This window comes from Glutamicibacter sp. HZAU, assembly GCF_004100365.1.
Classification (GTDB): domain Bacteria; phylum Actinomycetota; class Actinomycetes; order Actinomycetales; family Micrococcaceae; genus Glutamicibacter; species Glutamicibacter nicotianae.
Window position 1 is genome coordinate 375877 of sequence record NZ_SCKZ01000001.1, and the last position, 22861, is coordinate 398737.

Annotated in this window: 17 protein-coding genes; all 17 read right to left on the reverse strand. The window is 64.9% G+C overall.

The window, feature by feature from the left end; genetic code table 11:
• Window position 1 precedes the first annotated feature (1 nt).
• Window positions 2-1510 carry an MFS transporter gene (locus tag EKH49_RS01775; RefSeq protein ID WP_128469427.1) on the reverse strand — a complete coding sequence of 503 codons (1509 nt, stop codon included), beginning with the start codon at window positions 1508-1510 and terminating at the stop codon, window positions 2-4.
• Window positions 1507-2643: an acyl-CoA dehydrogenase family protein gene (locus tag EKH49_RS01780; RefSeq protein ID WP_128469428.1), complete on the reverse strand. Its 1137-nt coding sequence runs from the start codon at window positions 2641-2643 to the stop codon at window positions 1507-1509. Before EKH49_RS01780 ends, EKH49_RS01775 begins: the two co-directional genes overlap by 4 nt.
• Window positions 2640-3821: an acyl-CoA dehydrogenase family protein gene (locus tag EKH49_RS01785; RefSeq protein ID WP_128469429.1), complete on the reverse strand. Its 1182-nt coding sequence runs from the start codon at window positions 3819-3821 to the stop codon at window positions 2640-2642. Before EKH49_RS01785 ends, EKH49_RS01780 begins: the two co-directional genes overlap by 4 nt.
• An 832-nt stretch (window positions 3822-4653) precedes the next feature.
• Window positions 4654-5259 (reverse strand): TetR/AcrR family transcriptional regulator, encoded by a 606-nt coding sequence (locus EKH49_RS01790; protein ID WP_161567421.1) that lies wholly within the window; start codon window positions 5257-5259, stop codon window positions 4654-4656.
• 151 nt (window positions 5260-5410) lie between these two features.
• Complete coding sequence (locus tag EKH49_RS01795) at window positions 5411-6301, reverse strand: MaoC family dehydratase (protein WP_161567422.1); 891 nt, start codon at window positions 6299-6301, stop codon at window positions 5411-5413.
• Window positions 6302-6442: 141 nt separating this feature from the next.
• Complete coding sequence (locus tag EKH49_RS01800; protein WP_236640979.1) at window positions 6443-6775, reverse strand: hypothetical protein; 333 nt, start codon at window positions 6773-6775, stop codon at window positions 6443-6445.
• Between the two features lie 296 nt (window positions 6776-7071).
• Complete coding sequence (locus tag EKH49_RS01805) at window positions 7072-8559, reverse strand: MFS transporter (RefSeq protein ID WP_161567423.1); 1488 nt, start codon at window positions 8557-8559, stop codon at window positions 7072-7074.
• Between the two features lie 116 nt (window positions 8560-8675).
• Window positions 8676-10142, reverse strand: a complete 1467-nt coding sequence (locus EKH49_RS01810) for an aldehyde dehydrogenase family protein (RefSeq protein ID WP_128469433.1) — start codon at window positions 10140-10142, stop codon at window positions 8676-8678.
• Complete coding sequence (locus EKH49_RS01815) at window positions 10139-10573, reverse strand: Zn-ribbon domain-containing OB-fold protein (RefSeq protein ID WP_066142220.1); 435 nt, start codon at window positions 10571-10573, stop codon at window positions 10139-10141. Before EKH49_RS01815 ends, EKH49_RS01810 begins: the two co-directional genes overlap by 4 nt.
• An 18-nt stretch (window positions 10574-10591) precedes the next feature.
• Window positions 10592-11797: a thiolase family protein gene (locus EKH49_RS01820; protein WP_066142225.1), complete on the reverse strand. Its 1206-nt coding sequence runs from the start codon at window positions 11795-11797 to the stop codon at window positions 10592-10594.
• A 45-nt stretch (window positions 11798-11842) separates the two neighbouring features.
• Window positions 11843-12655 (reverse strand): VOC family protein, encoded by an 813-nt coding sequence (locus EKH49_RS01825; RefSeq protein ID WP_128469434.1) that lies wholly within the window; start codon window positions 12653-12655, stop codon window positions 11843-11845.
• 49 nt (window positions 12656-12704) lie between these two features.
• The gene (locus tag EKH49_RS01830) at window positions 12705-13310 is read right to left on the reverse strand and encodes a TetR/AcrR family transcriptional regulator (protein WP_128469435.1); all 606 of its coding nucleotides are present in this window, start codon (window positions 13308-13310) and stop codon (window positions 12705-12707) included.
• Between the two features lie 81 nt (window positions 13311-13391).
• Complete coding sequence (locus EKH49_RS01835) at window positions 13392-15560, reverse strand: acetate--CoA ligase family protein (RefSeq protein WP_128469436.1); 2169 nt, start codon at window positions 15558-15560, stop codon at window positions 13392-13394.
• Window positions 15561-15680: 120 nt separating this feature from the next.
• On the reverse strand, window positions 15681-17888 hold the full coding sequence (locus EKH49_RS01840) for an acyl-CoA dehydrogenase (RefSeq protein ID WP_128469437.1): 2208 nt from the start codon (window positions 17886-17888) through the stop codon (window positions 15681-15683).
• A gap of 433 nt (window positions 17889-18321) precedes the next feature.
• Window positions 18322-20406, reverse strand: a complete 2085-nt coding sequence (locus EKH49_RS01845; RefSeq protein WP_128469438.1) for an ABC transporter ATP-binding protein — start codon at window positions 20404-20406, stop codon at window positions 18322-18324.
• Window positions 20407-22140, reverse strand: coding sequence for an ABC transporter ATP-binding protein (locus EKH49_RS01850; protein ID WP_073706950.1), 1734 nt, complete (start codon window positions 22138-22140; stop codon window positions 20407-20409).
• A 256-nt stretch (window positions 22141-22396) separates the two neighbouring features.
• Complete coding sequence (locus EKH49_RS01855) at window positions 22397-22801, reverse strand: MFS transporter (protein ID WP_330857398.1); 405 nt, start codon at window positions 22799-22801, stop codon at window positions 22397-22399.
• Window positions 22802-22861: the final 60 nt, after the last annotated feature.

The window sequence follows — 22861 nt, forward strand, 5'->3', positions numbered from 1 at the left end:
GCTAATCCTTAAGGGTGAGGTTGGAGACCTGTGGCTTGCCGCCGACTGCGCCTGGCTGCTTCGTCGCTGGAATGAAAAGGACCACGACGATGGTCAGCAGGCAGGTGGCGATGAGTACGCCCACGACCAGCAGGAAGCCGGTCATCGAGACGAACGTGTTCTCGCCTGCTGCAACGGGCGAGAACACGAGCAACAGGCCCACGACCGAGGCGGCAACCGCCTGGAAGGCCGTACGGGTCACTGCATTGACGCCCGTAGCGGTGCTGGTCTGCTCGGGCAACACGCATTCGACGATCACGGTCGGCATTCCCGAGTAGAGGAAGCCGGTTCCGAAGATCACCACGACCATGCCGGTGATGACCACCGCGATGCTCCTCGGATCGATGCATACGACCAGCAGGCCGATGATGGTCAGCAGCGAGCCGATCATCAGGCCCATGCGGGCCCCGAAGCGGCTGGAGATCCGGCCGATCAGCGGGGAGATCGCGAAGGCCGCGGCGGCGGTGATGAAGCCGAGCAGGCCGGTCATGGTGGCGCTCAGCCCCAGCCCCACCGGCAGCTCCATGATGCTGCCGTCCGCCAGCGGGATGCTGTTCGGATTGCGGTAGATGGTCACGGTGAGGATATTCGTGGTGCCGATCGGGCCGATAGCGATCAGCGCGGTGGCCAGCATGCCCAGGGCGAACTTGCGCTGGGTGAACATGCGCACATCGATCATCGGCTCGCGGGTGCGCAGCTCCCAGCGGACCCACAGCGCCAGCAGCACCAGTCCGCCAATCAGGTACAGCAGCACCTTCGGGCTGGTGAAGCCCAGGCCCTTGCTCAGGGTCAGCCCGTACAGCGCACCGGCGATGCCCAGGCCGAACATCAGCCCGCCCGCCCAGTCCACGTGTACCGCGGAGGCCAGCGAGGACTTCGGTTCGCGGGTGATGCCGAAGTGCACCAGCACCGCTGCCACGCAGGCGAAGATCGCCGCAGTCCAGAAGATCCAGTGCCAGCTGGCGTAGTCCAGGAACAGGCCTCCGCCGAGCATGCCGCCGGCTCCGGCAATCAGCGCGGAGGTGGAGACCACCGCGATGCCGGTGCCGATCTTGTGCTCCGGGAAGGTGGAGCGGACCATGCCGATGGCCAGCGGCAGCACCGCACCGGACACGCCCTGCAAGGCGCGGCCGGCGACGAGGATGCCGAAACTCGGGGCGACGGCGCTGATGACCGAACCCAGGGCCGAGAGCAGCAGCACCCAGGCCAGGATCTTGCGGCGGCCGAACTGGTCGCCCAGGCGTCCGACGAAACTGGTGGCCAGCGCCGCGACCAGCGAGTAGGAGGTGACCACCCAGACCAGCTGGGAGAGGTCCGAGGTGAAGAACTCGCCCGGGGTGTACAGCAGCTGCACCGCCATGGAGGTCTCAAAGGCCGCGACCACCTCGGCGATCACCAGGATCGCCAGCACGGCCGCCACGCTCTGCCCGGCGTGGGTGCGGGCCTTGCCCGCGGCCGCCGGTGCGCTCATGATTTCTCTCCGTCCAGGATGACGGCGGCGAGTTCCTCGGATACCTGCCCTGCGGTGCCCCAGAGCACGTCCAGTTCGCGCATCCACACGAAGAAGCGGTGGATGTGGTTGTCCAGGTCTGCGCCCATGCCGCCATGCAGGTGCTGGGTGGTGTGCACCACGCGGAATCCTGCCTCGCGGGCCAGCCAGGAGGCGCCGAAGGCCGCTTCGGCCCCGTCGCCGTCGTGATCCAGCTGCCAGGCGGCGTCGATGGTGGACAGCCAGGTGGTTTCGGTGTCGATGAACGCGTCCGCCGCGCGCAGGGCCACGCCCTGGTTGGTGGCGATGGCGCGCCCGAACTGCTTGCGCTCATTGGTGTAGGCGGCGGTGCGGCGCAGCGCTTCGGCGCCCACGCCGGACATCAGCGCGGCGGCCGCGGTGAGCAGTCGCGGACGGATCCATGCCGAGACCGTGCCGGCAGGCTGCTCGGCGCCGATCAGGTCAGAGGCCTGCAGCTGCACGCCGGTGAAGGCAAGTTCGGCGTGCTGCTGGCGGGAGAGCCCGCGGTACTCGTGAACGCTGATGCCCGCGCGGTCCTTCTCGATCAGCGCGGTCAGCTGCCCGGTTCCGGTGTGGAACTGCACCATCAGGTGGGTGGCCGAAGGGACCAGGTAGCCCAGCTCGATGGCGCCATCCAGCATCCAGCCGGAGCCGGAGGCGGTGCCGTTGACCCGGCGGCGCACCTCCGGCTGCAGCGCGGCGATGCGCACCGAGCCAGAGCTGATGCCCTCGAGCAGCTGCTCGTGGCCGCCGAATTCGGCGATGGCCAGGGCAGCGACGGCGGTGCTGATGAACGGGATGCGGCCCAGGGCGCGGCCCTGTTCGCGGGCGACCAGCGCCAGCCCAGCCATGCCCAGTCCCGGCTCACCTTCGCCCATTGGCAGCAGCGCGTCGATCAGCCCCGATTCCACGACCTGGCCCCAGAGGGCTTCGTCGTAGGCGGCGCCGGCCTGTTCCCCGGCAGCGTACAGCTCGTCGGTGCTCAGCGAGGAGAAGATCTGCGCGGCCAGGTCGGTCAGGCCCGCCTGCTCCTCGTCGAGGGAGAACTCCATGCTTGGAGCCTCGATGGTGTTGTTCATGCTCGCGGTGCTCAACGTGCGCTCCTTGCCATGCCGAGGGTGGTCCAGGCGACGATTTCGCGCTGGATTTCGGCGACTCCCCCGCCGAAGGTATTGATCTGGGCGCCGAGGTTCATCAGCGCCAGGCGTCCGGTGTCGAAGTTCCACGGGGCGTCCGAGATGCGGGTGGCGTTGCCGCCCACGATCTCCAGCAGCGAGCGGTACACGTCGATCACGGTTTCGGTGGCGAAGACCTTGGCCGCTGAGGCCGAACCCGGATCCAGCGACCCCTGGGCGGTGGTCTCCACGAGCTTCCAGTTCATCAAGCGCATGGCGCGCAGCCGGGCGGTGGAGGTGGCCAGCAGCGAGCGGACCCAGGCCTCGTCGGCCAGCGGGGTGCCGTCGGCCGTGACCTGGTCCTTGAGCCATTCGCGCACGTCGTCCAGCTGGCCTTCGCAGATGCCGCTGAAGGCCGCCAGGCCCACGCGCTCATGGTTCAGCTGGGTAGTGATCAGCTTCCAGCCCTCGTTTTCCTTGCCCACGACATTGGTGACCGGCACGCGGATGTTGTCGTAGTAGGTGGCGGTGGTGCTGAAGCCGCCCACGGTGTGGATCGGGGTGGCGGAGAAGCCCGGGTCGGTGGTCGGCACCAGGATCAGCGAGATGCCCTTGTGCTTCGGGGCATCCGGATCGGTGCGGGCGGCCAGCCAGATCCAGTCGGCGCCGTCGCCGCCGGAGGTGAAGACCTTGGAGCCGTTGATCACGTACTCGTCGCCGTCGCGCACCGCGCGGGTGGTCAGCGAGGCCAGGTCGGTGCCGGCCTCGGCTTCGGTGTAGCCGATGGACACGACCAGCTCGCCGGCGAGGATCTTGGGAAGGAAGTAGTCCTTCTGCTCCTGGCTGCCGTGGCTCATCAGGGTAGGACCGACGGTGGTCATGGTGATCATCGGGATCGGGGCATCGGCACGGTAGGCCTCGTCATAGAAGACGAACTGCGCGGCTGGGCCGCGGCCCTGGCCTCCGTACTCGACGGGCCATCCGATGCCGAGCCATCCGTCCTGGCCCATCTGGCGTTGCACCGCTGAGTGGACCGGCCCGCCGGCCTCGCCTTCTTGCTTCAAGCCTGCGCGCACCTCATCGGTGAGGAGCGCGGCGAAATAGGAGCGGAGCTCCTCGCGGAGAGACTGGATCTCCGTGGAAGAACGTAAATGCATTAGGTTGCCTTTCGTCTTTGACTAGGCGTTTACCGTCGACGACGGTGGAGCGTGACCCAGATTACTTACCGGCCGGCAAGTAGTCAACGTCTTGCGCACCGCTGGCTCTTGAGCTACTCGCGGAGGAGTTTCAAAGAGGAGAAATTTCTTTGCACGGCAGGTTGGACTCCGCGGATCCGCACGGCAAGAGTGAAGAAATGCGATTCTTTCTGGAGACCTGGAAACCGGAGCACGGATTCCTGATTCCGATCTCAAATCAGTTCCGCTCAGCACGGCGCGGGACTGGGATATCCAGGGAACAGAAACTAGAACCTTATTCCAATTCAATCGCCATTTGGCAGGGATTTCCCGGCGTGAGCGGACGCGGGTGGCGACCTTTGCAGCAATCCAGGAAACAGGACTTAAGCCTGCTTCGACCACACTTCAGCTCGCGAACAAAAGGCACTGCCGCGAGCGAAGAATCGAGAATCTTCCAGCGTCGACGGGGTGTGAAAACCCAGCGGAGCACGGTGAATGCGACCCCACGGGAACATTGCAGTCCCGGCCACTGGGACGAAAAATCCCCCGGAAATTTTTCCGGGGGAAGATCGGTGGCAGAAAACTGCCGAAACTAATGGATCGAGGGGGGTTGTCCTCGTAACAAACCCGTCGATTCGAGCCTTCGGGAGGCGGTCCGCGTTGCTCCTCGGACGAATGCCGGCCGTTGGTTCCCGCTGGCTGGCCATGAGCTATTTCTTGGTTCCATGAGTGCATGTGCCGGCCAGCGGTTCGGCAGTTTCATTTAGCCACGCAAGAGCAGCGCCCTGGCCTGCAACATGGCTTGGCCGTGGGGTCAGCGGGTTGCTGCGGCCCCGTCGAGCGCTTCGCGGATGAAGCCGTAGACGATCTCGCGGCGCCGTTCGGGCGTCATCCCGGGAACCACCATGCGGTCTTCTGTGAAAACGATCTCCCGGTGCAGCACATCCATGAGCAAAATTGCTTTCACCTGCTCTTCGTCACTCATCTCCGGGAGCATGGCCAGCTCTATGGTGCGGCGGCGATGGTAGTCGATCCGTTCCTTGATTTCCTGCGGCAGCCAGATGTTGCTGCTGCTGATCCCCAGCACGGCCACGGCATGGGAGTGCGAGAGCAGGACCTGCGAGTAGTTATAGAGGAATTCCCAGCGCTGTTGCGCGTCGGGGAACCTTTCGGGTGCCTGTTCCAGCAGCCCGTCAACCGCATCCAGCAGCGGAGAAAGTATCCCGGAGAGGATATCGACCTTGCTCTTGAAGTGGTAGTACAGCGCCGCCTTGGTGAAATCCAATTGTGCGGCGATGGCGCTGAGCGGTGTCCCCGCATAGCCGTGTTCAAGGAACAATTCGGTGGCTACTTCAAGGATCTTTTCACGGCTGCCCTGCTTTTCGCCGGACGCCTTCGTGCTGCGCTGCTCAGTCTTCACGTTTGTGGTTCCTATGCTGTGGACTCTCAACCCGATCATATCGGGTGCGTTCCGTGAAACTGAGTCGTCGATTCTCCCGTAAAAATAATTCGCCGCACCCGGCCCGCCATCATCGGCGGCCGGGTGCGGCGTTAGGTCCAGGCACTGCAAGCTAGTTCGCGGCAGCATCTTGGAGTTCGGCGGCGCCTTCCGCAACAACGGCGGCAGAGGTGGCAACACCCCGGTCCAGCACGATCTTCCCGTCGGCGAGCACCTGGAACAGCGCACCGTCAGCGGTGTTCCAGATGCGCGTTTCCAATACCTGTCCCGGGAAGACCGGAGCGGCGAAGCGTGCGGTGATCGAACCCAGGCCGCGCTCGGACAGTTGCTTGTTGCCGCGCAACAGCGCGAGGGCGGCCATGCCGTAGGTGCATAGGCCATGCAGCACTGGCTTCGGGAAGCCAACTTTGCTGGCCATCACCGGGTCCGAGTGCAGCGGATTGCGGTCGCCGTTCAGGCGGTAGAGCAGTGCTTGGTCGACGCTCGTTGCCTGCTCGATGACCGACTCGGGCTCACCCTCAGGCCACGTCCAGCCACCGGCGGCCTCCGGGCGCGGGCCGTAGCCGTTTTCGCCGCGGACAACCATGGAGGTCACGCTGGTGGCGAGCAGTTGGCCCTCGGGATCCACCAGTTCGGTGGTCAACTCGATGATGGCGTTCTTGCCTTGGTCGTAGACGGCACTCATGTAGCTGCGCGGGGTGACAATTCCCTGCGCAGTGAGTTCGCAGTGCAGGACCAGCGACTGGCCCCCATGGAGGATCTGGTGCAGCTTGAAGTCGCCGAGATGGTCCATGGACCCACCGCTGCCGCCGAGGATGACGGCGAAGGTCGGGAAGACCTTTTGCTGGACGCCAAAGGAGTTCTCCGTCGTGTACTCAATGCCATCGGTGGCATCGGGACGCCCAGCGCCGATGCTCAGCGCGTAGAGCAGTGCCGCGTCCCGGTCCCAGCTGACGGGTTCCCCGACGCTGACCTTGCCGATGTTCTCAGTAAAAATTGCCATGCTGTTGCCCTTCCGGCCCATTGCTCTATGACGCGTGTCACTTATTTCTAACAAGACTATAACTAGATTCTAGTTTTCGTCTATGGGTTGAAAGGAATTCAGGGCATCGGCATCGGGCCACTTGGACGGCGAGCACGGACCTCAGCCCAGGACGCCGGCACGGCGGGTCCTGCCGTGCACGATCGCCAATACCGTCCACAACAGCACGGGGACCACCGCAAGCTGCATCGCAACAGACTCAGGAAGCCGCATGGCAGCGGTGGACACGGCCAGCACCGCAAGGAAGGTCGTGGTGCTGGCCGCGATGCCCACGATAAATCCGGCCGAGTTCGGTCCGCGGCTCACCCGCGCGGTCGCCACGATGCCGATAGCTACCGCAGCGCCGGCAGCTATCCACGAAGCAATACTCGCACCGAAGGCGCCCAACGCCACAGCACCGGCGGCCACGATTGCCGCCATCAAGATTTTCGTCATCACCGACATGCCTACTCCGCTTCCCGCGCATCTGATCTATTCGGCCGCTTGGGCATCCATCCACGAGTTGGAACATCCCTGGATTTGCCTTGCCTTCACAATGTATCTAACTTGGTTGGTTTATTCCAGATCAGTTCAACTGTGTTTTCAGCTTTACCCTCCTACTTAAGTAGGATCGCGCTGACGCCGGGGATTTGGTATGTCCGCATCAGGTGGCGCACAACAAAGACCGGCCCAGCTCCGTTGCGAAACAGAGCTGGGCCGGTCAGGTTCGAAAGTGCAGCGGCTAGCGGCGGCTAGACCAGATCATCAGCTGGTTCTGCCTGCTTTGGCAGCTGCATGGCGGCATCCTGCGGCACCCAGACCTTCGGGGTGCGACTGAGCATGAACGCGAGCACCAGTGCGGCCAAGCCGAAGATGGCCACGAAGCCGAAGGCCTCGAACACTCCCTGCTCCCCCACCGCAGTGGTCACCGGATCCTGGTGGCGGGCCAGCAGGTAGGCGCCGACAGCGGTCGCCACGGACTGGCCGATATTGCGCACCATGGTGTTGGTTCCGGCGCTCTCCGAAGTGTGCGTCTCCGGGACCGCCTCGATCAGCACGTTAGGCAGGGCACCGAAGGTCAGGGCAATGCCCACCGAGTTGACCGACATGGCCACCAGGAAGACCAGCAGGTTGCCCAGGAAGAACATGATCGCGGCGACAGCAGCCAGCATCAGCAGCAGGCCGGTGATGAACACGAAGCGGGCATTGAACGCCTGGGCGAGCTTGCCGCCCAGCGGGGAGAACAAGTACCCCAGCAGTGCGGTGCCGCCGCTGAACAGGCCCGCTGCGGTGGCGGAGAAGCCCAGTCCGAAGCCCATTTCCGCCGGGTACTGCAGCACGTACTGGCTCGGCACCGCCATGCCGCCGATCGGTCCGACCGCGGCCAGGAAGGTGGCGGCCATCGCCAGGGCGATCTGGCGGTTCTTGAACATCTGCAGGTTCACAATCGGGCGGTGGCAATGCAGTTCCCACCAGACCCAGACGGCGACAACCACCAGGCCGCCGAGCAGCAGCCCGCCGCCTTCCAGCGAGGCCCACCCGGCCTTGGAGCTGTTGGACAGGCCCAGCAAGACGCCCGAAGCACCCATGGGCAGCAGCAGCGCGCCGGCGATATCCAGCCGTCCGGCGGTGGTTGCGCGCGGCTTGTCCCTCGGCAGCACCACGAGCACCGCGATGACTGCCAGCACCGCCAGCACACCGGCGAACAGGAAGATCCCATGCCAGGAGAAGGTGTCGATCATCAAGCCGGCAATCAGCGCACCGCCGGCACCTGCGATCAGCGCGGAGGCCCCGATCATGGAAACGCCCACGGGCAGGCGCTTCTCTTCGAGGTGCTCGCGAGCCAGGCCGAAGGCCAGGCCCATGACGGCACCGGCCGCACCCTGGATGCCGCGGCCGAGGATGATCATTTCAAGGCTGCTGCCGACCAGCGAGATCAGCGAGCCGATGGCGGCCAGGGCCAGCACCACCACCATCACCCGTCGTCTGCCGTACAAATCGCCGAAGCGCCCGCCGAGCAGCGCCGCCGACGCGGACACCAGAAGGTAGATGGTCACGACCCAGGCCACGGCGTTGGCATCCACATGGAAGTCGGCCATGAGCGTGGGGAGGGTTACGTACATCATTGAGAGCTCGAACGCTGAAACAATCTCTGTCAGCACCAGGACCGCGACTACCGCCACGAATCCCGGAGCCGATGCACTTCTCGCACTCAGCTTTGGCTCTTTAGCCTCAGACATCATTGTCCTGCCTTATCCGCGCCCAGATGGCGCTCTGAGGGGTCACCTAGGCACCCTCCGGACAGGACGCCCGGGCAAGGCCATGCGGTGATGTTCTTGCCCGAGCGGGCAGCTGCTTAGCGGGTTGCGATACCCACCGACTTGGTCCAGAAGAACTCTTCCAGACCTTCAAGTCCGCCTTCGTTGCCGATGCCGGAGTGGCCGATGCCGCCAAAGGGGCGCTCGGCCGTGGCATTGAAGGCGCCGTTGACTGCGATCTCGCCGGTCTCCATCGACTCGGCCAGGCGCAGCCCCCTTCCCAGATCCGAGGTCCAGATGTACCCCGAAAGTCCATAATCCGTGCCGTTGGCAATCTCCAGCGCATGCTCCTCGTCGCGGAACGGGATCACCGCCAGCACCGGGCCGAAGACCTCGTTCTGCGCCAGCGACCCGTCGGGGTCCACGTCAGCCACGATGGTTGGCGGGAAGTAGAAGCCGTCGGCCAGTTCCCCGCCCAGGCGCTGTCCGCCGGTGACCAGCCGGCCACCTTCTTGAAGTGCCCGTGCGACCATCGAGTCCATGCGGTCGATGGCGGCCTGGTTGATGACCGGCCCGCACATGGTGTATTCGCCGGACGGATCCCCAATCGGGAACTGCGCGGCTGCCTGCACCACCTTGTCGATGAACTGCTCGTATACCGATTCCTGCACCAGCAGGCGGGTGGGCAGCGCGCAGGCCTGGCCGCTCATCATGCCGAAGGCGAAGAACGCCGCGTGCCCGGCGGCCTTGTCCAGGTCGGCATCCTCGAAGACCAGGTTGGCGGATTTGCCGCCCAGCTCCAGGATCATCGGCTTGAAGGTCTTGGCGCAGGAGGCGGCGATCGACTGTGCGGTGGCCGGTCCCCCGGTGAAGGTGATCTTCTTGACCAGGTGGTGCTCGACCAGCGCGGCGCCGGCGGCCGGGCCGCCCGGAACGATGTTGATCACGCCGTCCGGGATCCCCGCCTCGCGGGCCAGGTCCGCGAAGACTGCCGGGGTGAACGGGGTCAGCTCGCTGGGCTTGATGACCACGGTGTTGCCCGCGGCCAGCGCGGCCGGGACCTTCATCGCTAGGGACATCAGCGGGGCGTTCCAGGTGATGATGGCGCCGATGACTCCATAGGGCTGGCGCAGTGTGTGGCCGAAGGATCCGCCGGCTCCGCCGTTGCTGGTGATCCGGCCCAGCGGCAGCTTGTCAGCCCAGCCGGCGTAGTAGCGGGTCCACTCCACCGCGGCGGCGACCATGTTGCCGGCGGTGATGCGCGGAGCCCCGTTATCGGCCATGCCGGCCGCCACCAGCAGTTCGGTGTTCGCCTCCATCAGCTCGGCGAGCTTCATCAGCTGGCGCGAACGCTGCCCGGCAGGCAGGGCCCGCCATTCGATGAACGCCGCATGGGCGGCCTGCACGGCTTGGTCGATCTGCCCGGTCGAGGCCATCGGCACCAGGCCGTTGGCCTTCCCGGTGGCCGGGTCGATGTGCTCGTGGGTGCTCTCGCCGTCCGTGATCACCTGCGCGCCGATGCGCAGGGACGGGGAAGGCAACTGGATGCCAGTTTCGATGCTCATGATGAGGCCTCCGGTTCGTAGCGCAGCATGGTGATGTCTCCCTCGGGGTGGTCGCAGAAGACCGGGCTGACTCGCATGCCGATCTGAAGCTGTGCCGGGTCGGCGTTGATGATTTCGGTGGAGAACTTCGGTCCCTCATCCCACTGCACGATGGCCAGGATCATTTGACCGGCCGAAGCGAAGTGCGCCGCCGGCGGTCGGGTGGCCACGGTGTAGGAGTACAGCGTGCCGGCACCTGAGATCTCGCGCCATTCAAGGTCGTCGGCCAGGGTGCGCGGGGCCAGCGGACGCGGGTAGAAGATGTATTCGCCCAGCGACGGCGAGTACTGGATGCGGATCTTGCGCTCGGCCAGGGCATCCCAGAACGGGCGGGTCAGCGGGGTCGGAACCGGCAGCGGCCGGGACAGGGTTTCCGGGGTGTAAGTGGTCATTGTTCTGTTCTTCCCTTTCTAGTCGCCCTGCAGGATCAGTGCGGTCTGCTCGCTCATGATGCCGCCGTTGCCGCTGACGAATGCGCGGTTGCAGTCGGCAACCTGGGCGGCGTTGGCGCGGCCCATGATCTGGCGCGCCCCGTCGATGACGTGGTGCATGCCGCCTGCCACGCCGGCCTGGCCGAAGGACAGCTGCCCCCCGGCGGTGTTCATTGGGAAGTCTCCGCGGAAGGTCAAATCGTGGTTGGATACGAAATCCATGCCCTTGCCCTTGGGGGCGAAGCCCGCGTCTTCCAGGCTCATCAGCACCGTGATGGAGTAGCAGTCGTAGATGGAGACCATGTCCACCTCGGAGCGGGTGATGCCTGCCATGGAGAACGCCTGCTCGGCGGCGTGCACCATCGGGGAGGTCATCAAATCACGCGCGTAGGTGGGGGTCTTGTACGGCACGCGTTCGCCGAAGCCGGTGATCCATACCGGGCGGTTCTTGGACTTGCGTGCCAGGTCCGCATTGCCCACCACCACTGCCGCACCGCCCTGGCAGGGCATGACGATTTCAAGCATGTGCAGCGGGTCGGCAATCATCGGCGAGTTCAGCACATCAGCCACGGTGATCGGCTGGCCGTGGAACACCGCCTCCGGGGTGGCGCAGGCGTTGGTGCGCTGGTCCACGGCGATCTTGGCCATGGCCCGCTCGTCGTAGCCGAACTCGTAGCCGTAGCGCTTGGCGATCTGCCCGTAGGGGCCGTTCTGCCCGAGGTTGCCGTAGGGGATCTCGAACTCTGCCTGCGGGGAGCCGAAGGCGTTGGAGGATGCGCCGAAGTGCATCTTGTCATCCATCACGAACGGCTTGCGGTCATCCATCGGGAAGTGATGAGTGCCCGGGAAGGTCACCAGCACCGCGTCGCACAGGCCCAGCTCCACGGCTGCCGCCGCACGCCAGATGCCGGCGGCGGATCCGGCGCCGCCCAAATCCACGATCTCCGCGAAATTCGCATCGATGCCCAGGTATTCGGTGACGGTGGACGGCACGAACATGTCCGCCTCGCCGATCATCGGGGTGACCACGCCGTTGACGTCCGTGGCCGACAGCCCGGCATCATCCAGCGCTGCCTTGGACAATCGCGCCCACTGTTCCAGGTTGAACGAGGGTTCGCGGGTGAGCTTTCGCTGCGGTGGAAGTTCGCAGTAGCCGAGGATGGCTGCTTCGCCTCTCAGTCCCATGGGGTGACTCCTTAGTGCTAATTCTTTGAAAGTGAAGTTCTTGTGTCAGGCGGCGTGCGCGCGCTGGCCGGTGAGGATGTCCAGGCCCAGGGCCTCGAATCGGCTCCCGGAACCGTGCAGCGCCTGCAGCAACCCGGCGTCCAGGATCGGTACGGGTGTTGACGGGTCGGTGAAGGACAGCTGCTGCAGGCCCGGCGGGATGCTTTCGTTGACTCGCAGCACCAGACTGGAGCCCAGCGGCCAGGAGAACAGCTGGGTCTTCGGATCGTCTTCCAGATCCGTGATCTGAGCGCCGAGCACCGTGCCCAGCACCAGCCGGGCTTGGACCGCGTCGTGGATGCTGCCGGTAATGAAATCAAGGCGCTGCGCCGGATTCTGCTCTGCGGGCTGCTCATCCCAGGGGCAGTCGACCGCGCCGGGTGCGGTGACCTCGTCGTTGCCGTCCAGGGCCAGTTCGGTCTGCACCAGCTGTACCAGGAATCCCAGTCCGGTGTCCTTGGGGTGCAGGAACAGTTCCTTCCACCACTGGTTCTCCAGGTTTTCCAGGATGGTGCGCACCCCGGCGGAGCGGGCGAGATCCTTGGCGGCATGGATATCCGCGACCTTGAAGGTGATGTGGTGCGGGTTGGCCGCGCCTGCGCTGCGGGCCAGGTGCTCGGCGATAAATCCGCCGCCGCCGGCCGGTGGCTGCAGCAGTTCCAGACGCATGCCCTCGGCCAGTTCCAGCTGGCAGGGGCTGAAGGAGCCCTGGTGGAACCCGGAGACCCAGCGCGCGCCGAGCGTGCGGTGCACGCTGTGGCCGGCGGATTGCCAGGACGGCACGGCAAAGGCCACATGGTCCAGTTCGTGGGCGCTCATGAGGCACCCCCGGCCAGGGGATCAGTAAAGTAGGGGAAGGGGCCAGCCCCTAGGCTTCGGCCTGCTCCAGACGGTGCTGGATGAGCGCCACGAAGCGGTCGAGCACCCCGTAGGCCTGTTCCATGGTCTTGTCCTGCAGGATCACCCGCGAGACGACGTCCAGCAGCAGCGCCCACACCATCACGGTGATGTCCGCGGCTTCCGCATCGTCCAGCACGCTCATTTCCGCGCGGATCGGTGCTTCCAGCGCCTCGCCGAGGCGAGCCATGACCGGTGCGACGTCCGGTGCGGTGCTGCTGCGCAGCTGCAGGATCGCCTTGTAGAAGTAGGGGTGCTTCTCGAAGCTGCTCAAGGCATTGCGCAGCCGCAGCGCGATCGCTTCCATGGTGGACAGCCCGGTATCCGTGTCCACCTTGCGCTGGGCGAAGGGCAACGCCCAGTCGTAGACCACGTTCGCGTACAGGTGCTCCTTGGAGTTGAAGTACCGGTACAGCGTGCCCAGTGCGACGTTCGCCGCGGAGGCCACGTCGCGGATCTGGATCGAGTCGTAGTCCTGCGCACGCAGCAGCTCCTTGCCCGCATCGATGATGCGCTGGCGCCTGACGGCCTGGTAGACCGGAAGCTCTGTCTGCTCCGTGGAAATGGTTCCTGCCATGTTGTGCCTCGTAAGTGGTGTGTCCCGTGGAATCCAACGGTATCACCAAGTTTTGGGCGAATTGACTGCCACCAGTAATCATTACCGGTCCTTCCAGCGGATCAGCGCGTCCAGCGCCTCGATCTGGTTTCCGGCAACCCGCAATGGATTGATTTCAAGTTCTTCCAGCTCCTCGCCCAGAGATTGGGCTACCTCGGTGATCTGGAAGATCACCTGAGCGAGCTCGTCAAGGTCGGTGGCCTCGCTGCCGCGGAAGCCCTTGAGCAGCTCGATGCCGCGCAGCGAATCGAGCATGCGGCGGATCTCGGCGGGGCTGACCGGCAGCAGACGCAACGCGGAGTCCTTGAGGATTTCCACCAGCACGCCGCCGAAGCCGACGGCCAGCACCTTGCCCCACTGCGGGTCGGTGATGATGCCCACCAGCAGCTCGTTGCCTGCAGGACGCATTGGGGAGACCGCCACGCCCTGGACTTTCGCGTCCGGTGCCAGCCGGGCCACCGAGGAGACGATGAAGTCATAGGCTTCGGACACCTCGGCGGCGTCCTTCAGCATGAGGCGCACGCCTCCGACCTCGGTCTTGTGGGCGATGTCCTCGCTGGCGACCTTCAGCACGACTGGGTAGCCGATCTCCTTCGCGGTCGCGACAGCCTGGTCTGCACTGTTGACCACGCGGCCCGGTACATAGGGCACGCCGTGCGTGCGCAGGAAGTCGCCGGTCTGGATTTCGGTCCACTGCTCGGCGCCGGCGGGCTTGGCGATGGCGTCCGGGGCCTGCAGCTGCGGTTCGGCGGCCAGCTGCGCGGTGCGCTGCCCCCACCAGACGCTGTGCCCAGCGGCTTCGATGCCGCGGTCGAAGGAGTCCGAGGCGTGCGGCAGGCCGTGCCCGGCAGCGAAGTTGCGCGCGAATTCGTTGACTTCGGTGGGAAGGAAGCTCATCGCCACCACCGGCTTGGCCGAGTTCTTCAGCTGGCGGTGCAGCCCTTCCTGGGTGGGCTTGCCCAGATCCACCATGAACTGGTTATTCGGCCAGGAGGTGTTCAGCACGACGAAGTCGAAATTCTCGTCATTGATGAACGCGTCGCCGGCCTTCGTGAGGATCGAGGGGTCCACCGAGATGTAGCCGGTGGTGTCCATCGGGTTGTTCACCGCGGCGAATTCCGGCAGGCCGTCCTCGCGCAGCTGGCGCACCGTGGATTCGGCAGGGGTGGGCAGCTGCAGTCCGGAGGCCTCGGCCTTGTCGGCAACCAATGCGCACATCGCACCGGATCCGGTGACCACGCCGAAACGCGGGCCGGGCAGCGCGCCGTAGGATTCCAGGATGCCTGCGGTGGCGACCAGGTCCTCGATATTCGCCACGCGGATCACGCCGAACTGCTTGCAGACCGCGTCGAAGATCTTGTCGTCCCCGGCCAGCGAGCCGGTGTGGGCGGCGGCGGCCTTGGCCGAGGCCTCGGAGGCGCCGGCCTTGAAGACCACAATTGGCTTGCCGGCTTCGCGGGCGCGGCGGGCCACATCCAGGAACTGCGCGGTGTCGGTGACCTGCTCCAGGTAGGCGGCGATGACCTTGGTGTTCGCATCATTCACCAGCATCGACATGACGTCGATGGCGGAGATCATCGCTTCGTTGCCCACGGTCACGGAAATCGAGGTGCCAACCCCGCGGCTTGCCATGTACGGCAGCAGGTAGATGGCCAAGGCGCCGGACTGGCTGGCCACGCCCACCCCGCCGGCCACCAGCGGCAGCTCGGTCATGTGGGCGAAGGCCGCCACCTTGGCGTGGGCGTTGATGAAGCCCAGGTTGTTCGGGCCCAGGATCAGCTGGTCGGCTTCGCGGGCGCGGTCCACCAGCTGCTGCTGCAGCGCTTGGCCTTCCGGGCCTGCTTCGCCCAGGCCGGAGGCCAGCACGATCAGGTTGCGGATGCCGCGGGCGATGCACTGCTTCTGGATCTCGGGCAGCGAGTTGGTGCCGGTGAGCACGATGGCCAGTTCCGGGGCTTCGGGAAGCTCCGCGATGCTGGCGTAGGAGGCCTGGCCGTGGCATTCTTCGGCACGGCGGTTGACCAGGTACAGTTCCCCGGTGAATCCGGCGGCCCTCAAATTCGAGTGGGCGAAGTGGGACCAGGTGGATTTCGTGTTCGCACCGATGATCGCGATGGAACGTGGTTCCAGCAGCTCGCGCAGGCGCTCCGGCGAGAGCGTCTTTGCGGTGAAGCTGTCATCGGTGATCAGTTCATTGGTCACAGCGGTCATGCCTTGGGTATCCTTTCACGGCGCGCTCCGTCGTCATCGGCGGGCGCATTTCGGGCTGGAAGCGCTCAAAGGGATAGTTGAGTCTCGGGTTTGCGGGGTAGGTGCGATAGCGGGCTGCGCCTAGCTGCGTGGCAGCCCCAGGATCCGCTCAGCAATCACATTGAGCTGGATTTCGATGGTGCCTCCGCCGATCAGCGCGGACGGGACGGAGAGCTGCGAGTTAACGGCGGCGGCCGGTGCGTGGGCGAAGAGCGCGGCGGGTCCAGTGAGCTTCAGCAGGTCCCCGGCGGTCTGCCGGGCCAGCCGTCCGTGGGCCACCTTGGCCAGCGAGGATCCGGCGCCCGGCTGCAGGCCGTTGACCTGGCGCAGTGTTTCGCGCAGGTTCATCGCGCCGATGGCGGTGCTGATTGCGGCCGCCCGTCCGAGCACCTCCAGCGCGTTCTTCCGGGTTCCGGCGAAGTTCTCTCCCGAGATCAATTCGCGCAACCCGTCTTCGGTGCCTACCGAGACGCCGGAAGAAATCTGGGTGCGCTCGTTCTGCAAGGTGGTGGCGGTGATCCGCCATCCCTGGCCTGGCTCGCCGAGCAGGTAGTCGTCAGCGACGAACACGTCATCGAGGAACACCTCGTTGAATTCGGCTTCGCCGGTGGACTGGCGCAGCGGGCGCACGTCCAGGCCGGGAGCCGACATGTCCACCAGGAAGTAGCTCAGGCCCTTGTGCTTGGCGACCTCGGCATCGGTGCGGGCCAGGCAGATGCCCCAGTGGGCTTCGTGCGCCCCGGAGGTCCAGACCTTCTGGCCGCTCAGCTTCCAGCCGCCGTCCACCTTGACGGCACGGGTGGACAGGCCTGCCAGGTCGCTGCCCGCTCCCGGCTCGGAGAACAGCTGGCACCAGATCAATTCTCCCTTCAGCGTGGGCAGCGCGAATTGTTCCTTGATGGCTTCGGAGCCGAAGGCGAGGATGGTGGGCATGGCCCATTCGCCGATGACCGAGGAGGGCTGGAGCATGTCGCGGCGGGCGTATTCCTGGGAGATGATGACCTGTTCGGCCGGGGTGGCACCCAGTCCATAGGGGGCCGGCCAGTGCGGGGCGGCCAAGCCGTTCTCGGCAAGGAAGCTGCGCCGCGAACCGCGCGAGTACCAGCGTCCGGCTTCGTGCTCGTTGCGCAGTCCGGCAGCGGTGTCCAGCAGGGCGGCGATGCGCGTGCGGAACTCGGGGTCCTGCTCGTCCAGTTCCACCTCGATCTTTCGTTCGGTGTGCAGCGCGGCCCCGCCGGCCGCTTCCAGTGCACCGGAGAGCGGGGAGTTCAGCGCGTTCAGGCTAATCGCGCGGCGCCAGTACAGGTGGGCGTCGTGCTCCCAGGTGAAGCCGATGCCGCCGAGGATGGTGATCGCTTCGGTGACTGCTTCAATGGATGGGACAATCGCTGCTTCCAGTGCGCCGGCGGTGGCCAGGTGCTGCTGGGCTTCGTCCTGCCCCACCGAGACGACGGCGGACCAAGCGGCGGAGGTGGCCATTTCGGCGGCGATGGCCAGGTTGGCGCACTTGTGCTTGATGGCCTGGAAGGAGCCGATGGGGGTGTTGAACTGTTCGCGGATCTTGGCGTACGCGGTGCTTTCCTCGCTGGCCCAGCGCATGATGCCGGCGGCTTCCGAGCCGGTGAATCCCGCGTGCAGGGCGGCGATCTTGCTGGCGCTGGCATTGCCCAGCACCGCGTCGGCGAGGATCACGACATTGTCCAGGACCAGGGTGGCTGCGTCGCGGCCCAGGTCGGTGCCTTCGGCAGGGACCAGCGAGACCCCGGCGGCTTTCGCTTCGATGACCGCGTAGCGGGTGGTGTCTTCGGCGGTGAACCCGAGCACCAGGTATTTGGCGGCCAGTGCGCCGATGACCTGAAGCTGGCCGGCGACGGCCCAGCCTTCGGAGATCTGCACGACCTTGAGCTGGTCGGTGGCCAGCACCAGGGTTCCGGTGGCTCCTTCTGCGAAGTCCTCGAGAAACGGCTGGTTGTAGGCGTTCGGTTCGGCCAGGGTGACTGCTGCGCTGGCGAGCACGGTGGGCAGGAACGGTCCGCCGACATAACGGTGCCCGAATTCCTCGATGACGATGGCGGTTTCCACCAGCGTGCCGCCCTGGCCGCCGAGCTGCTCGGGGATGTGCAGGGCATGCAGGCCGGTCTCCAGCAGTTCGGTCCAGAAGCTTGGAAGTGCACCGGTGGCCAGTTGCTCGTGCTCGTCCCGAGTAGTCAAGGTGTCGACGCTGCGGCGGGTGAAATCAACCACGGCCGACGCGAGATCAATCTGTTCCTCGGTCAACGACAATGCCATGTCCAGTGCTCCAATCAGGGGACTTCGCTCCCCCGTTCGGAATGTGACCGGGGTTACTTATCTTTAATAACTGAAACTAGACTCTAGTTTAAGTTTGTTACCTAGGCAACACCTTTCCGGAAGAAAAAACTCCTTGACATTTGCGGGAACTCGAGGGGCCTTCGCGAAGATGATTGTCCACGCGCCCCGGGCCGCTACGGCACGAGAAAACTGCCTGTGCATTCCGTCGGCTTTCGCAAGAAGCACTGCTTCAAGGCTTACCGAAATCGCTGCTACCGTTGGATCCCGCGATGCGTTCGCACATCCTCCCGACGCCATGAATCCGGATACAGAAAATGGGTACGGAAAAGCCGCGGCCGGATGGACTTGAGTCCATCCGGCCGCGGCTCTCATGGCGCCGTTGCCAGCACCAGTTGCCAGCTGCCGCTAGTTCCTATGAGTCGAGGTTCGCCCCTGGCTCGGGAACCGGCGCATCGGTCAGCGGCATTCCGCCGGTAGCAGGCACCGCAGCCGTATCCGGGTTCGCATCCACGTCCTCGGCCGGGCCGGCAAACTGGGACTGGTACAACCGGTAGTAGGTGCCCTTCGTTCCCAGCAGGTACTCGTGGTTGCCCTGCTCCACAATCCGTCCAGCCTCCATCACCAGGATGGTGTCCGCATCGCGGATCGTCGACAGACGGTGGGCAATCACGAAGCTGGTGCGGTCGCTGCGCAGCGCGGCCATGGCCTGCTGCACCAGCAGCTCGGTACGGGTATCGACCGAGCTGGTCGCTTCGTCCAGGATCAGCAGCGACGGGTTCGCCACGAACGCGCGGGCGATGGTGATCAGCTGCTTCTCGCCGGCCGACACGTTGGTGCCTTCCTCGTCGATGATGGTGTCATAGCCATCGGGCAGGGCGCGCACGAAGCGGTCCACGAAGGTCGCCTTGGCCGCCTCGATGACTTCCTCATCGGTCGCATCCAGCCGGCCGTAGCGGATGTTCTCCATGATGCTTCCGCCGAACAGCCACGCATCCTGCAGCACCATGCCCACCTTCGAGCGCAGGTCGGCGCGCGAGAGCTCGGTGATGTCGCGGTTATCGAGCATGATCTTGCCCGAGTTCAGCTCGTAGAAGCGCATCACCAGGTTCACCAGCGTGGTCTTGCCGGCGCCGGTCGGCCCGACAATGGCCACCGTGTGGCCAGGATCCGCATCGAAGGACAGGTTCTCGATCAGCGGCTTGTCTTCGCTGTAGGAGAAGGACACGTTCTCGAAGGAGACATGGCCATCGGTACGGGCAGGCAGCGTGTCCTGCGCGCGGTCCGGCTCCTGCTCTTCGGCATCCAGCAGCTCGAAGGTGCGCTCGGCCGAGGCCACGCCGGACTGCAGCATGTTGGCCACGCCGGCAATCTGGCCCAGCGGCTGGGTGAACTCGCGCGAGTACTGGATGAACGCGGTGGCATCGCCCAGGCTCATGGTGCCCGAGGCCACGCGCAAGCCGCCCACCACAGCGATGCCCACATAGGCCAGGTAGGAAACGAAGTTCATCACCGGCATGATCATGCCCGAGACGAACTGGGCGCCGAAGCTGGCTTTGTACAGCTCCTCGTTGCGTGCGGTGAAGCGCTCTACCATGTCCTCTTCACGGCCGAAGACCTTCATCAGCTCGTGGCCGGAGAAGGATTCCTCGATCTGACCGTTGAGCGCACCGGTGTTCTTCCACTGCGCGGTGAACAGCTTCTGCGCCCGGGTGCCGATGACGCCCGCGGCGACTGCCGAGAGCGGCAGGGCCACCAGCGCGATCAGCGCCATCTGCCAGGAGACCACGAACATCATGATCACGATGCCCAGCACCGTCATGATCGAGGAGACCAGCTGGCTCAGCGCTTGCTGCAGCGCGTTCTGGATGTTGTCCACGTCGTTGGTCACGCGCGAGAGCAGGTCGCCGCGCTGGCGCGTGTCGAAGTAGTTCAGCGGCAGCTTGTTGATCTTGTCCTCGACGTCCTTGCGCAGGTTGTAGACCACGCGCATGACCAGCTTGTTCAGCAGCCAGCCCGAGGCCCACGAGAAGAGCGAGGCGATGAAGTACATGGACAGCACAATCAGGATGTACTGCGAGAGCTGGGTGAAGTCGATGCCCTGCCCGGGGACGAAGTCCACCTTCGAGAGCATGTCGGCCTGGGTGTCCTGCCCGGAGTCGCGCAGCTGCGCAATGACCAGTTCCGCGGGCGTGCCCTCGGGGATGTTCTTGCCGATCAGCCCGGCAAAGATCACGTCCATGGCCTTGCCCAGGATCCGCGGGGCGATCACCGAGAGCACCACGTATACGGTGATCAGGGCGAAGACCAGCACCATGCCCAGCTTGTATGGGGACATCAGCCCGATCAGCCGCTTGGCCGATGGCCAGAAGTGCTGGGCCTTGCGCACCGGGGCGCCGCCGGACCAGTCGTCGGCTCCCGCCGCGGCTTCGAATTCATTGACGTCTGCGAGCTCGCTTTCGAGCTGCGCCGAATCGATATTCTTCTGCTTCTTCGCCACTTAGGCCACCTCCTCCACGCTCAGCTGGGATGCAACGATTTCCTGATAGGTTTCCGAGGTTTCGAGCAGCTGCTCGTGGGTTCCCCGGGCGACGATTTCGCCATGGTCCAGGACCAGGATCTGGTCTGCACCGGTAATCGTCGAGACGCGCTGGGCCACGATGATCACCGCGGCGTCCTTGGTCGGTTCGGCCAGGGCGGCACGCAGCTTGGCATCGGTGTTCACATCCAGCGCCGAGAATGAATCATCGAAGAGATAGGTGTTCGGCTTGGCGGCCAAGGCCCGTGCGATGCACAGGCGCTGGCGCTGTCCGCCGGAGACGTTGGTGCCACCCTGGGAGATCTTGGAGTCCAGCTGGCCCTCGCGTTCTGCCACGAACCCTTCGGCCTGGGCGACCCGCAACGCTTCCCACAGCTCGTCCTCGGTGGCCTCCTGGGCGCCGAAGCGCAGGTTGCTCGCGATGGTTCCGGAGAACAGGTAGGGCCGCTGCGGCACCGCGGAGATGTTCCGTGAAATGGTGTCGCGGCCCAGGTCCTTCAGCGGCACCCCGCCGATGAGGATCTCCCCTTCGGTGGCGTCGTAGAGCCGCGGAATCAGGTTCAGCAAGGTGGTCTTGCCAGCACCGGTGGACCCGATGATGGCAGTGGTCTGCCCGGGCTTCGCGGTGAAGGAGATGTCCGAGAGCACCGGAGCCTCGGCCCCCGGGTATCCGAAGGTGACGTTCTTGAATTCCACGGTGCCCGGGGTGGGCAGCTCGATCTGCCTTTCGGCGGCGTCGAGCATGCTCGGCTCGCTGTCCAGCACCTCGGCAATGCGGTCGGCGGAAACCATGGCGCGCGGGACCATCATGGCCATGAAAGTGCCCATCATGACTGCCATGAGGATCTGCAGCAGGTACTGCAGGAACGCGGTCAACGCACCGACCTCCACGTCGCCGTTGTCCACGCGGTGACCACCGAACCAGAGCACGGCGGCGGTGGACAGGTGCAGGATCATGGTGATCGCCGGGAACATCAGCACGAACAGGTTGCCGACCTTCACGCCCAGGTCGGTCAGCTTCTGGTTGGCATCGGCATAGCGTTCGGTTTCATGCTCTTCGCGCACGAAGGCGCGCACCACGCGGATGCCGGTGATCTGCTCGCGCAGCACGCCGTTGATCCCGTCGATGCGGGTCTGCATGTCGCGGAACAACGGCATCAGCTTGATGACCAGCAGGCCGACGACAATGAGCACCAGCGGCACGGATACCCAGACGAGCCAGGACAGCCCCGGGTCTTCGCGGATCGCCATGATCACGCCGCCGATGGACATGATCGGCGCGGTGATCATGAAGTTCAGCGCCATCAGGGTGAGCATCTGGATCTGCTGCACGTCATTGGTGCCGCGGGTGATCAAGGTGGCGGCACCGAACTTGTTGACGTCCTGGGCGGAGAAGGTGGCGACCTTCTCGAAGACCGCCTGGCGGACATCGCGTCCGACGCTCATGGAGGTCTTGGCGCCGAAGTAGACGGCGGCGACGGCGGTGGCCACCTGGATCAGGGCCACCACCAGCATCAGTCCGCCGGTGCGCCAGATGTAGTCGATATCGGCATTGACCACGCCGACATCGATGATCTTGGCGTTCAGGCTGGGAAGGTAGAGCGTAGCCATGGTGGTGGCCAGCTGCAATATGACTACTGCGGCGATCCACCCGGCATAGGGTTTGGAGTGTTTCAAGATGAGTTTGAGAAGCATGTGGAAAATCCTCGCTGGCATCATGCTCTCCGGCATGCTGGGCCTTCGGATTACGGGCAGCGTGATTGAAGAGCGATTGCCAGTCTAGCGCTCCGCTTGGACACTTAGTATCATCCTTCCGATTGATATTTGCCAACCAGTGATTAACGCTCGATTAACCTCAGGATTCCGGGGATGGTGGCGTTAATCATAGATTATGGAATTAACGCAAAGCGGCTTGGTTTCCGGCGGATTTTCATCCACCGGAAACCAAGCCTCAGTTACGCCTGCACGCTGCCGGGAACCTCGCTGGCGCAGTTCCCTCGGATGTACTTGGACAGGGCCACGGACGGGCGTAGGCGGCGGACAGGCCCTGGACCACGCGGCCGCCCAGCAGCATGGCGCTGGTCAGCCCGCCCAGGTTCTCCGGGGTCAGGGCGATCAGCAGCGAGCCGGCGATGGAAAGGCAGATGCCCAGGTAAAGGATTTTCGCCCGGCCCAGCCGGTCGGCCAGCCCGCCGGCGACCAAGATGAAGATGCCGGAGAACAGCGAGGTGATGGACACCGCCAGATTGGCCAGCGTTTCTTCGACGCCCAGCTGGCCGCGGATCCCGGGAATGACGTTCAGCAGGGTCTGGGCGAAAAGCCAGAAGTTGATGACTGCCAGGACGATGCCCAGCAGCCATTTGTCGGTGGGCTGCTAGGTAGTGGCGCCCGTGGTCGGTGCTGCGGACATCGTCTG

Excerpts from the sequence above, each read along its gene's own strand:
- EKH49_RS01775 (WP_128469427.1), bottom strand. The coding sequence starts at position 1,510 with ATGAGCGCACCGGCGGCCGCGGGCAAGGCCCGCACCCACGCCGGGCAG.
- EKH49_RS01785 (WP_128469429.1), bottom strand. The coding sequence starts at position 3,821 with ATGCATTTACGTTCTTCCACGGAGATCCAGTCTCTCCGCGAGGAGCTC.
- EKH49_RS01795 (WP_161567422.1), bottom strand. The coding sequence starts at position 6,301 with ATGGCAATTTTTACTGAGAACATCGGCAAGGTCAGCGTCGGGGAACCC.
- EKH49_RS01800 (WP_236640979.1), bottom strand. The coding sequence starts at position 6,775 with ATGACGAAAATCTTGATGGCGGCAATCGTGGCCGCCGGTGCTGTGGCG.
- EKH49_RS01805 (WP_161567423.1), bottom strand. The coding sequence starts at position 8,559 with ATGTCTGAGGCTAAAGAGCCAAAGCTGAGTGCGAGAAGTGCATCGGCT.
- EKH49_RS01810 (WP_128469433.1), bottom strand. The coding sequence starts at position 10,142 with ATGAGCATCGAAACTGGCATCCAGTTGCCTTCCCCGTCCCTGCGCATC.
- EKH49_RS01815 (WP_066142220.1), bottom strand. The coding sequence starts at position 10,573 with ATGACCACTTACACCCCGGAAACCCTGTCCCGGCCGCTGCCGGTTCCG.
- EKH49_RS01820 (WP_066142225.1), bottom strand. The coding sequence starts at position 11,797 with ATGGGACTGAGAGGCGAAGCAGCCATCCTCGGCTACTGCGAACTTCCA.
- EKH49_RS01825 (WP_128469434.1), bottom strand. The coding sequence starts at position 12,655 with ATGAGCGCCCACGAACTGGACCATGTGGCCTTTGCCGTGCCGTCCTGG.
- EKH49_RS01830 (WP_128469435.1), bottom strand. The coding sequence starts at position 13,310 with ATGGCAGGAACCATTTCCACGGAGCAGACAGAGCTTCCGGTCTACCAG.
- EKH49_RS01835 (WP_128469436.1), bottom strand. The coding sequence starts at position 15,560 with ATGACCGCTGTGACCAATGAACTGATCACCGATGACAGCTTCACCGCA.
- EKH49_RS01840 (WP_128469437.1), bottom strand. The coding sequence starts at position 17,888 with ATGGCATTGTCGTTGACCGAGGAACAGATTGATCTCGCGTCGGCCGTG.
- EKH49_RS01850 (WP_073706950.1), bottom strand. The coding sequence starts at position 22,140 with ATGCTTCTCAAACTCATCTTGAAACACTCCAAACCCTATGCCGGGTGG.